The organism is uncultured Thermanaerothrix sp. (assembly GCF_938028735.1).
Taxonomy (GTDB): domain Bacteria; phylum Chloroflexota; class Anaerolineae; order Anaerolineales; family Anaerolineaceae; genus Thermanaerothrix.
Genome location: NZ_CALIMF010000033.1, coordinates 1 through 10,466, shown reverse-complemented (window position 1 = coordinate 10,466; position 10,466 = coordinate 1). Strand labels below are relative to the sequence as shown.

Sequence of the window (10,466 nt, the reverse complement as noted above, 5' to 3'; positions counted from 1 at the left end):
GATTGCCCTCGCGCACGTCCGGCTCTTTGAGGGTCTGCCTCGCCTTCGCTGGGCTGGAGTAATCCAGCCCCAACCCGCCTGCTCGAAGTGGGCTCAGGACACCCCACCGCTCTGACCGTCACTGTTGGGCGCATCCCATTTCCCTGGACTGCCGGCATTGCGATCTCGTCGGTTGGCGAGACCCCGCCATCACCATGCGGTCGGCCACACCGCGGACGGCGTATCGGCAGAAGCGCCTGTGCCCAAGTCCAACCGGGTGGGACTTGCACCCACCGCGGGATCGGAGATCCCGCCACTGTGCGGCTGGATTGAAGGAGGATCACCATGTCAATGTGCTGTGCCGGTCTCTCCCGGCTGTCACGTCCCCCGGCAGGCTTCCCGCGGTCTCGCCTGCCGCCCGTCAGGCAGGGGCCTCTCCCCCTGCCCCGCCAGATACTGATGACTCAGTCCTGGCCCCGCCTCCCAACTCGGCCGACGTTAGCATGGCAACACAGAGTTCAGGCGGACGGGACTCGAACCCATCTCGCGCACCTGCCGCCTGAAGGCTTTGAGCCAACACCGCCAAAGCAAAACGCCCTGGTTCGCAGGGCGTCTGTTCACTCGCGGTACACTCGTGGTATACTTGTTCGCGAGGTGAGCAGTCGCGACCTGCTTGCCTCAACCGTGAGCGTGCACCCACACGGCTCACGGAACGCCCCGATCGGGCGCACAACGCCCGGCGGGGCGTTGTGTTTGCCGGGGTGAGGCGGTCGGTTGGATATTGGTTTGGTAAGGCGCTATGAGGAGTATAGCATTAATCCGTACAAGTGTCAATACTTGTACGGATTAAAACAACAAAAAAAGTGGCTTACCGCCACTACATGGCCAATGGGCCTGTTTTTGGTTTGTAGGGGGTACCGTCTGGATTGAATAATATTCTTCCTTGTCTTCCACGTTGCCGATATATTTCACTACAATAAGCAACATCGGCTTCATCTACAAGTACTTTGTTTCCATCCAAGCCCAGTTGCTTTATATAACCTGCCTTTACCCACCTTACAATCGTAGGATGAGGAATCTGATAATCTCTTGCCGCTTTGCTGATCCAGATCGGCTTGCCCTTCAAATGGGCGTGTTTCTGATACTCCGGCAAATCCTCTTTGCGGAGACCTTTCTCTTGAATCGCCTCGCCTCTCACCTCATCCTCGCTCACAAGCACCTCATCCGAACCGGGGAGTACACCTGCCCTGATTCTACCTTTCTCCACCAGTTGGCGCAAGCGGTCTTCCTCCAGCCCGTACTTGCGGGCGGCTTCGGAGAGGGGGATTAGGGTGGGAAGCGCAACCATGCCTGGTCTTCCTGCTGAAATACACGCCACGCACCCAGGGAATCCATCAAGCGCTTTTCGAGAGACAGGGATGGCATCCCTGAGGAAGTGAGCGTGCAGGGACTCGAACCCTGAACCAATGGCTTAAAAGGCCACTGCTCTGCCTGTTGAGCTACACGCCCTTTTTGCATTTCAAATTCTATCACGGCAGGGCACAGGCGTCAACGCCAATTTTCCAACCCTAAATTTCACCCCCAGCGGCTCGAAGCCAACCGTCGAGCGTTGCACGATATAGCGCCCGCTCAAAATATCCGCCATGCGGCGAAAGGCCTTCATAGCCTTTCTCAACCAATACTTCTAACAAAGGTTGCAACTGCTTAGCATAGTGCCGCATGCAGGCTTCGGGATGAATGCCTGGCCATGAATAGCAGGTCACGGTCACTCGACGTTGCTGTGTGGGTATACCCTCCGGGATGGTCAGCGTCCAGTCTGGATCCTCGGGATAGAACACATATTTATCCAGATTGCCCTGGGGAATCCCTTCGATTCCCCGCACAACTGGGGGCACAGCGTTGGGCAAATAAGGGTCTACTGCCAGATCTACCACCACTGCGTGCTCCGGCAACCACCCAATCCAGGCATTGGGAACCACCGGACGGCTGGTATCACGGCGTTGGGTCGCGTCTACCAATATATCCGCTTCTTGCATCAAGCGCTGCATCTGCTCGGGCTGACGGGTCATGTTCCGTCCCACCACCCAGGCTATTGCACCCCGTCCACCAGCGCGAATATGTTCCTCATTGCGCTCGATATTTCCCAGCTTAGTCGCCGCTTCGACCGCGTGCTTTCCTACCGCCCCTGCGCCTAGGATTAGCACTTGTATAGGTGTGCCATCGGGTTTTTGCAGGCCTGGCCAGCACTTTTCAAGGACATCAAATGCTGCCTCCAGACCATTCCAGGCCACTGCGCGCATATTCTCAACCAAACGCTCATTGTTATCATCTACGATGCTGTCCATCGAAATTGCCCGTATCCCCAACTCACGTAAAATCTTCACCCGATTGGGTCGAGTGGGGTAATGAAGCATAGAGAGCAAAACCGCCCCTCGTCGTAAGAGAGGGAATTCCTCCTCCTTGGGAGAGCGTAACACAATCACCAGATCCTGCTGAAACACTTCTTCCCGGGTCCCTCGCACTACATTGACATGCCCCTGCTGATAATCATCGAAGGTGAAACCCGAGCGCGAGCCGTATCCATCCTCAAGCATCACCCTCACCCCCAAATCGGCAAGAAATTGAATAAACTCGGGTAGAAAGACCCGCCGCTCACCGGCTTCCTTCCGCATCCTGGGAAACCCAACACTACGGATCTTCATCTTGGAGATCTCTCCCTTCTTCTCAGTGTGATTTCCAGTGCGAGAGCATAGCCCTGGAAATTGCTCGCTCAAAAAATGTGCCTTTGGGGTCAATGTGGCGTACACCCCCTGCCTGAATTAAGGTCCGCAAAATAGGAGCCAATTGTTTCCCATAAACATCCATGCACTCAACCGGCGTCAGCCCCGGCCATGAATAACATGAGACCACATGACGACGATTTTTCGCATTGACACAAGCCGGCAACCGCTCAAAAGCCGGATCATCGGGAGCAAACACATACTGATCCAAATTGCCGTGAGGAATTCCCTCAATGGCCTTGACACTAACGCTCGGCCCCTCACATTCGTAAGGATCAACCGAAAGATCTAGAATCACGGCATGAAGCGGCAGGAAAGCCAACCATTCATTCGGGATAATCGGCTTTGAAGGATCCACCCGCTGAGTGGCATCTACCAGGATATCCGTGCGCCGCAGTAATTCAATCATCACGGCTTGATGGGAAGTAAGGTCAAAGTCCAACACGGTTGCCTGAACCCCCAACACCCCTGCTGACGCCAACTGCCGCCAATAGGTCTCATCCCCATATCGAACCGCGGCCGGTAAAACATGCATTCCCACCATACCTGCCCCCATAACACTAACATAGATAGGGGGCCGACGAGGATGTTCAAAGCCGGGTGGGTCTGGATAAATGCGCCGCAAGACCTCAAACGCCGTTCGTACTCCGTTCCAAGCCACCATACGCAGATTCTCAACCAGTCGCCGCCCTGTATCGTCCTTGAGCGAATCCAGAGAAATGGCCTCAAGCCCCAGATCTCGCAATAACTTAACCCGCCCCGGCCGAGTCGGATAATGAATCATTGAGATTAAGCATGCCCCCGGGCGCATCCAGCGCAGAAACTCTTCTTGGGGATAACGCAGCACCAGCACATAATCCTGAGCATACACGATTGGCAAGTCTGCGAAGCGAATCCCCGGTGCCACCCGCCGATAATCGGATTCGTGCAAGCCCATACCGGACCCGTAGCCATGTTCGAGCACCACTTCACCCCCCCAGCGTTCAATGTGAGCCACCAGTTCGGGCAGAAAGGCGCGCACCTCCCCCTGTTCGGCATGGATGCACGGTAGTCCAAAAGTCAGTTTTTGCACTTGGCTCATCTCCCGAGGAGTAATGTCTCACACTCAATATAGTTTATCAAGAGTTGCCCCCAGATCCAAATCCCTCCCAGCCTTGAATTCTTGCCCGACTATGCTAAACTCTTGGTTAGATGATCCTTCTTACACTAGAGATGGGATTGTGGAAAAGCGAACATTACGTCTCCGTCTAATCCTTGAGATTTTGATTGTGGTAGTCCTATGCCTACTGACCCTCTGGGTGTTCTACTCATTGGGGGTTTTCAATCCTCCCCAATCTGAACGGCGAGCCACGTTACTTATCAAGGCCTCGGGCGGTTTTGCTCACATTGATTACCGCGTTGGGAACACAATGATTTACAAACAACACGCTGTTGCAACCCCCTGGAAACTGGAAACCACGTTCTCCCAAGGGGAGGAGGTTTTCCTGACCGCCGCTAATCCCTCCGGTTACGGAGACCTGGAATGCCAGATCATCCTGAATGGACGAGTGTGGAAATCTCAACGCGCAGAGTTTCCGGATGATAAAGTGGCCTGCGCCGGTATTGTGCCATAAAAAGTCTTCCCCTGGGTGCGCGTCCCTAGGTTTTGTAGCAGACACTCCAAGTCTAGTAAAAGCACTAACCCTTCGTCAAGCCGCACTACTCCCCTCAAATACATCGTACCGGTAGTTCGCGCCATTGGTGGAGGTGGCTCAATCAGGCTAGCAGGTACCTGGCGAACCGAATCAACGCGATCTACCACCAGCCCGGCCAACCCAAATGGGCTACGTACTACAACGATTCGTGTTTCCGGACTTTCCGGGCTCTGAGGTTGCCCTAGACGCTGGTTCAGATCAACGACTGGCAAGACAGCTCCACGCAGGTTGGTAACCCCTCGAATATACCCAGGAGTCTTGGGGACCCGAGTGATCGGTTGCATTTTGATAATGGCTTCAACTACTTCCACCCGTAATCCATAAGTCACATTGCCCAGAGCCAAGATTACAATCTGCTCATCTGACTTTGAAGAGAGTTTGGGTTGAGAGGATTGCTCGTGATGGTTTTTCGTGGGATTTGCTTGTCCTTCAAGCCCATCTCTCCTGTCAGGCTCAGTCTCAACAACATTTTCCCCCGGAAAGGCTGAAAGAGACTCGGTTCCAGATGCTTCTAGCGTTCGCACAATTTCCCCCGCTAGTTTTGCTTCACTTTCCTCTGGGACCTCTGATTGAGCAAAGTTTGGAAAGGAAGCAGTCCCTGATTTCCCCTCGGAGTTTTTTTTGAACCCGACCGAGAAAAGTTGATCCAGGGCCTGGCTGAGTTTATCCCGTCGTCCCATGATAGACCCTCCTGTCATCAAACATCAGACGCCTCAAAATACGCCAATATTTCTTGCGCCCATTGTCGGTAGTGTTGGGCCGCCCGTGATTTGGGTGCATAGCGCAGAATGGGCTCGCCCGCTGCTGCGGCCTCGCGCACGCGAGTATCCAACCCAATCACCATCTTCCACAACCGGTCTGAGAAAGAGGCTCGCAAACGCGCTAACATCGAATGACTAATACCATTCCGACGGTCAAACATGACACACAATAAGGAGTAATCTAACGAGGGGTTCGTGCGCCCTTTGACTGCTTCAATGGTCGTGATAAGTTGCATTAATCCCCAAGCGGCCAAGTAATCGGCCGGTACTGGGATCACAACGTGTTGAGCTGCTGTCAGCGCCATGATCGTTAGTGGCCCTAGGGAAGGTGAACAATCAACGAGTACATATTCATAATCCGAGGCAATTGCATTTAGCATTTTCCGCAAGCCAAGCTCATAACTAGGGACCTCAAGCAATCGTTGCTCAAGGGTTACCAAGCTGGGATCTCCTGGTAACAAGTGCAACCCATTTGGTAATAAGGAGATCGGGACAAGCGGAGGATGGGTAGCGCGCAATCCCAACGCTTGCGCCAACCAGTCCACAATCCCCCCATCATCTAGAGGATCTCGCACACCTGCGCAAACACTCAAATTCATTTGCGGGTCTAGATCAATCAGCAATACCCGACGCCCTTGCTCAGCCAGACATGCCCCAAGCGAAAGGCAAGTGGTTGTTTTAGCAACGCCACCTTTTTGATTAACAATTGCCAGCGTGCGTCCCATGTGACTTGCCCTCCCAAACCTCAAACTTCTGGGCGCGGTGGGGTAGGCAACTGACCACTCCGCAACATACTGCCCCTTCCCTCGCGCAGAGCAAGATGGATGGTCACTTGTCCGCCTTCAAATTCAAGTGGAACGATCAAGCGCGGAAAGTCCAGGGTTGAGATGCGTGCCCCATTCCCTAAAAGCAAAGTTGGCGGTGAAATGACCGACTCATAACCAGCGTGAGAGAGTTTGACACTGGCTCGCCCAGTGATTACATTTCCCAATTCCGCTACCGCACTTTGAGCCAAGGGATCCAAGGAGGTGACTTGGGCCCCCATCATTTGTGAAACTAGAGACAAGGCCGTTGGCATCCCCATCGAATAAAACACAGTCCCTTCCACCTGACCCACCAGCGAAAGAATAACCGTTAAGTCCTCAGTGACATAAACACCCTTCTCCAGACCCAGATCACCCCGCCTCAGGCTAAAGCCAGTTTCGGCCTTCAACACCTCAAAAGCAGCCTCAACGAATGGATTAAGAAACTTGACGTTCATTGAGCTCCTTCCTTTCGCCGATCCTTAACTGGCACCGTTGACCGCCAGAGGAATAAAGTTGCTTCCTCTTGCATCCGACGAGCCTTCGCGCACGGCCAAATGCACCGTCAAATCGCCTAAATTTGTTTGTAATGGGACCACCAAACGCGGAAAATCCAGCGTTGAAATCTGAACCCCTCGCCCAGAAATCAGGGTAGGCGGTGAAATGTTTGTACGATATCCCGCCTCGGCCAACTTGATTGTGGCGCGTCCTGTGATTACATTACCTAATTCCGCAATGCCACTCTGAGCAAGGTTGTCAAATTCGCGGAACTCCTGCCCCATCATCAACGAAACAAACTTAAGCGCTGTCTCGTATGAAAGCCCATAAAGAACCACCCCTTGCAGTTCATCTACCAAGCTGATAAGTACCGTCACATCATCAGTGGTCAAAGCAGACTTATGCAAAGAGAGAGGCCCTCGCGAGGTGCTCACGTTCATCTCTGCCATTAACACCTCATTTGCGGCTTCTACGAAAGGATTGAGGAAGTTAACATTCATAACCCAGATTCCTTTCCAAGGATGAAACTTAGCCCCGGCGCATTAAACCAATATAGTGCTCTGCCTCTTCGATCAGAGCACTCACACGCGGGAGCATGTAATCAAAGAAGCCCTCATCTAACCCCAAAATCTGGAACGCACGCAAATCCAATTGATACTGCAAACCATCGCACCCCAAACCAATCCCAAATATCATCATGGCAGCATCCGCGACATGAACTGCTGCAGCCAGAACAACCCCATCCCCAGCCAGACTCGGCCGGTGGTGAAACGCAATTGCCTCTGGTAATGGCGAGGGTAAATTCCAACGCCGCGCCAGTTCTCCTCCCAGAGTCGCATGATCAATACCAAAGTAGTGACGCTCCAAGTAATCAAACGGCATCTGCTCCCAGGTGCCTTCAAAAGGGTCTAAAGTTCGCAACAACACCTCAAAGGCCAACTTGCCAATATCGCATAATAGACCGGCGTGATAAGCCTCCTCGGCAACCTGAGGGCCCAGATGCTGAGCCGCCAGACGTGCCCCACCAGCCACACCCACAGCGTGCTTCCACAGTTCTCCACGATCCAGACGGTACCCCGGCACTGGACGGTCCATTAAGGCAGCAACCGAAGCTGTCAGGATCAGGCTTTGCACTGCATTCTGTCCCAGATAAACCACCGCCTGATGCACTGTCTTGATGGGCTGAAGAGGACTGTAATAGGCTGAATTCGCCCAACGCAGGATCAAACTGGCCATGGATTGATCCAACGCCAGTACATTTGCGATCTCGGCCAGGTTGGATTTAGGGTTGCGGATCAACTCCAAAGCCTTGTGGACCGCCTGCGAAAGGGGGGGCAGGTCGCCAATGCGCCGCAACAAAACCTCGAGATTGAATCGGGGTGAGGTCATACCACCTTCTTCATGTAAAAAGAGATCTGAAAACTGGCGAAACCATAAATCTGAGGATGGGGGATAAGTTCTGTCCCTCCCAAGAACAGAAAGCCTCCTGGGCGCAACGCCTGATGGAATTTCCGGTAGAGGGTCTCCTTGGCCTCATTGGTGAAATAAATGACCACATTACGGCAAACGATCAGATCAAAATCGCCCTCGAAAGGATCCGCCAGCAGATTCTGCTCGCGAAAGATCACCTTCTGCGCTAGATTCTCACGCACCAAATACGGCGGACCACCAGGCTCGAAGTAGCGTTGCAGAAAGGAAGGAGAGACATGCCGAACTTCCTCAACGTTATAGGGCCCACGGGCAACAGCCTTCTTTAGGGCCCCTCGATCCAGATCGGTTGCTAGAAGGTAAGGAGCTGGGCGCACTCCTATGTCATCGCACAGCATTGCCAGTGAGTAAGCCTCCTGGCCCGTCGAGCACCCCGCACTCCAGATACGCAAGCGGGGGCGATGAGTTTGGCGCTGTTCCTGAAGCAGGCGCGGTAAAACATGGGTGCGCAGAAGTTCCCAGCGCTCGGGATCACGGAAAAATTCACTGACATTGATCGTCAGATAATCACGTAACCGCTGCTGCTCCCGCTCATCCTTGTGTATCCAGGCAAAATAATCTTCCCATGAAGCCTTACTGGAACGCGCCAACCAGGAGTCTAGGCGACGACGCATCTGCTCGTCCTTGTAATACGAGAGGTCAATTCCCAACAAGGTCTTGATCGAGGCTTTAACCCGTTCGTACTCAAGGCGTTCCATAAGGCTCTCCCCTCCCCCCGCCATTGCGCTGGCGGACTTGTTGCTCAATTGCAGTGGGTATAGCATGCAAAGGCAACACTGCATCTGCCGCTTGTGCCTCAATCACACTGCGCGGCATCCCCCACACGACGGCCGTAGATTCATCCTCAGCAATCACATACCCGCCCAGAGCATGAACTAAGGCAGCACCATTTGCCCCATCATTGCCCATCCCAGTCAGAATCACCCCCACCGTCCGGGAAGCAAAATGCTGTGCTACCGAGAGCAAGGTAACATCCACGGCCGGACGCACCCCATGAACTGGCGGATTCTGACTCAAGTTAACGGTTCCGTTTGCATCGAGGGTGAGATGAAAGCCACCCGGTGCCAATAGCCCTAATCCCACCTCCAATCGGTCACCCGGCGCCGCCTCTTTGATTTTGAAAGCAGCAAGGGTATCCAAACGCTGAGCGAGCGAGCGTGTAAACCCCGCAGGCATGTGCTGTACAATCAAGAGTGCTGCAGGCATATCAACGGGCAGAGCTGACACTAGAGCATTGAGCGCCCGTGGACCACCAGTCGAGGCACCAATGACCACAAGGACATCCCCATCACGCCAGGGGCGAGTGCTCTTGACAGAAGTCGCTTGCCCCCTTCGATCCTCCTCCTGCCAAGCCGCCAACGGTAGACTCCGCACACGCACGTGCACCGCGCGCCGGATCTTCTGTACCACCTCATCCATCACTACCTGGATATTGGCCTTGCTCTCTGGCTTAGCAACAAAATCCACGGCCCCTAGCGTCAAGGCCCGTACTGTTTCCTGCGTCCCTTCCTTCGTCAAACTACTCAGCATGATGACCGGCCGTGGCTGGGTGCGCATGATTTCCTGCAGAGTGCTCAAGCCATCCATGCGCGGCATCTCAACATCCAGGGTAACCACCTGCGGGTTCAAACGGGGAATCATCTCCAGGGCTTCTTCACCATCTCGTGCCACACCTACGACCTGAATATCCTGTACCTCACTCAGGTAGCGGGTAATAGTGAAGCGCATATAGGCCGAATCATCCACCACCAGCACTCGAATCGGGTTGTTCACTTCCGCAGACGCCCTAGACTCCATATAACCCTCAAGATCACCCTAGAAGCTTCTGTAACGCGCTAAGCACCCGTTCTTGGTTGAAGGGCTTAACGACAAAATCGCGCGCTCCCGATTTCACGGCCTCCAGTACCACTGATTCTTGCCCCAGAGCAGTTAACATCACCACTTTGGCGTGCGGATCATAAGCCCGAATATTCTTGAGGGCGGTTAAACCGTCCATCTCAGGCATGGTGATATCCATCAACACCACATCTGGCCGCTCTGCTTTATATTTCTCAACGGCCATTGCCCCATTCTCTGCCTCAATGACCTGATAGCCTTCAGCGACGAGCATTTTCGAGATGCGCACCCGTAGGAATTCAGCATCGTCCACTACAAGCACAGTTGCCATGGCCTCTCCTTTCTGATCCAGAAGATGATTTCCTGCTAGAGTGTCTGTTCTATGCCTCCAATCCGACGTACAACCAATTTCCCTGAATCAACAAACAACTTAACCGTGCGCCCCACACTGCCACCCACTTCAACACCCGCAACCTTCAAACCTAGGGCTTCCAAAATGTAATAAGCTGCCTGCACATTACGCGTTCCAATTTCAAACGTATGTGAAAGCGCTGAACTCAGCAACATGTTCGCACCACCCACCAATTTCACAATCAGATAGCGGCGATGCGCACCAGCTACCTCCAT

The 10,466-nt window shown here is 53.7% G+C and carries 13 protein-coding genes, 1 tRNA gene and 1 pseudogene; 1 reads left to right on the top strand and 14 read right to left on the bottom strand.

The genetic code is table 11. The features are described from left to right. The 5 genes from Q0721_RS12165 to Q0721_RS12145 all read right to left on the bottom strand — a co-directional run. A partial coding sequence (locus tag Q0721_RS12165) for a hypothetical protein (protein WP_299030421.1) occupies positions 1–326 on the bottom strand: 326 nt, incomplete at its 3' end. Positions 327–856: 530 nt separating this feature from the next. Continuing rightward, positions 857–1,327: a hypothetical protein gene (locus Q0721_RS12160; protein ID WP_299030419.1), complete on the bottom strand. Its 471-nt coding sequence runs from the start codon at positions 1,325–1,327 to the stop codon at positions 857–859. A gap of 88 nt (positions 1,328–1,415) precedes the next feature. Next, positions 1,416–1,488, bottom strand: a tRNA-Lys gene (locus Q0721_RS12155). 59 nt (positions 1,489–1,547) lie between these two features. Beyond that, entirely contained in the window at positions 1,548–2,681 is a 1,134-nt protein-coding gene (locus Q0721_RS12150; RefSeq protein ID WP_299030416.1) for a hypothetical protein, read from the bottom strand. A 22-nt stretch (positions 2,682–2,703) separates the two neighbouring features. Further along, the gene (locus Q0721_RS12145) at positions 2,704–3,831 is read right to left on the bottom strand and encodes a hypothetical protein (RefSeq protein WP_299030413.1); all 1,128 of its coding nucleotides are present in this window, start codon (positions 3,829–3,831) and stop codon (positions 2,704–2,706) included. 148 nt (positions 3,832–3,979) lie between these two features. On the opposite strand from Q0721_RS12145, the gene Q0721_RS12140 reads away from it, so the two are divergent. After that, positions 3,980–4,372, top strand: a complete 393-nt coding sequence (locus Q0721_RS12140) for a hypothetical protein (RefSeq protein WP_299030410.1) — start codon at positions 3,980–3,982, stop codon at positions 4,370–4,372. On the opposite strand, the gene Q0721_RS12135 is transcribed toward Q0721_RS12140, so the two are convergent. The 9 genes and pseudogenes from Q0721_RS12135 to Q0721_RS12095 form a co-directional block, all read right to left on the bottom strand. Next, complete coding sequence (locus Q0721_RS12135; RefSeq protein ID WP_299030407.1) at positions 4,318–5,133, bottom strand: chemotaxis protein CheW; 816 nt, start codon at positions 5,131–5,133, stop codon at positions 4,318–4,320. The two genes, Q0721_RS12140 and Q0721_RS12135, sit on opposite strands and share 55 nt — an antisense overlap. Positions 5,134–5,150: 17 nt before the next feature. Next, entirely contained in the window at positions 5,151–5,939 is a 789-nt protein-coding gene (locus Q0721_RS12130) for a ParA family protein (protein ID WP_299030404.1), read from the bottom strand. A 20-nt stretch (positions 5,940–5,959) separates the two neighbouring features. Next, a complete protein-coding gene (locus tag Q0721_RS12125) occupies positions 5,960–6,475 on the bottom strand; it encodes a chemotaxis protein CheX (protein ID WP_299030401.1) in 516 nt (171 codons plus the stop codon). 24 nt (positions 6,476–6,499) lie between these two features. Beyond that, entirely contained in the window at positions 6,500–7,015 is a 516-nt protein-coding gene (locus Q0721_RS12120; RefSeq protein ID WP_299030398.1) for a chemotaxis protein CheX, read from the bottom strand. 28 nt (positions 7,016–7,043) lie between these two features. Then, a complete protein-coding gene (locus tag Q0721_RS12115; protein ID WP_299030395.1) occupies positions 7,044–7,904 on the bottom strand; it encodes an HDOD domain-containing protein in 861 nt (286 codons plus the stop codon). Then, entirely contained in the window at positions 7,901–8,701 is an 801-nt protein-coding gene (locus Q0721_RS12110) for a protein-glutamate O-methyltransferase CheR (RefSeq protein ID WP_299030392.1), read from the bottom strand. The genes Q0721_RS12115 and Q0721_RS12110 overlap by 4 nt, the downstream gene beginning before the upstream one ends. Next, on the bottom strand, positions 8,688–9,800 hold the full coding sequence (locus Q0721_RS12105; RefSeq protein ID WP_299030389.1) for a chemotaxis response regulator protein-glutamate methylesterase: 1,113 nt from the start codon (positions 9,798–9,800) through the stop codon (positions 8,688–8,690). Before Q0721_RS12105 ends, Q0721_RS12110 begins: the two co-directional genes overlap by 14 nt. 13 nt (positions 9,801–9,813) lie before the next feature. Continuing rightward, positions 9,814–10,170, bottom strand: coding sequence for a response regulator (locus Q0721_RS12100; protein WP_299030386.1), 357 nt, complete (start codon positions 10,168–10,170; stop codon positions 9,814–9,816). Positions 10,171–10,205: 35 nt separating this feature from the next. Then, positions 10,206–10,466, bottom strand: a pseudogene (locus Q0721_RS12095) (chemotaxis protein CheD); the annotation flags it as partial.

Bases quoted from the DNA above. Each gene is read 5' to 3' on its own strand.
- Q0721_RS12125 (WP_299030401.1), bottom strand. From the start codon at position 6,475: ATGAACGTCAAGTTTCTTAATCCATTCGTTGAGGCTGCTTTTGAGGTG.
- Q0721_RS12130 (WP_299030404.1), bottom strand. From the start codon at position 5,939: ATGGGACGCACGCTGGCAATTGTTAATCAAAAAGGTGGCGTTGCTAAA.
- Q0721_RS12105 (WP_299030389.1), bottom strand. From the start codon at position 9,800: ATGGAGTCTAGGGCGTCTGCGGAAGTGAACAACCCGATTCGAGTGCTG.
- Q0721_RS12150 (WP_299030416.1), bottom strand. From the start codon at position 2,681: ATGAAGATCCGTAGTGTTGGGTTTCCCAGGATGCGGAAGGAAGCCGGT.
- Q0721_RS12120 (WP_299030398.1), bottom strand. From the start codon at position 7,015: ATGAATGTTAACTTCCTCAATCCTTTCGTAGAAGCCGCAAATGAGGTG.
- Q0721_RS12160 (WP_299030419.1), bottom strand. From the start codon at position 1,327: ATGGTTGCGCTTCCCACCCTAATCCCCCTCTCCGAAGCCGCCCGCAAG.
- Q0721_RS12115 (WP_299030395.1), bottom strand. From the start codon at position 7,904: ATGACCTCACCCCGATTCAATCTCGAGGTTTTGTTGCGGCGCATTGGC.
- Q0721_RS12110 (WP_299030392.1), bottom strand. From the start codon at position 8,701: ATGGAACGCCTTGAGTACGAACGGGTTAAAGCCTCGATCAAGACCTTG.
- Q0721_RS12100 (WP_299030386.1), bottom strand. From the start codon at position 10,170: ATGGCAACTGTGCTTGTAGTGGACGATGCTGAATTCCTACGGGTGCGC.
- Q0721_RS12135 (WP_299030407.1), bottom strand. From the start codon at position 5,133: ATGGGACGACGGGATAAACTCAGCCAGGCCCTGGATCAACTTTTCTCG.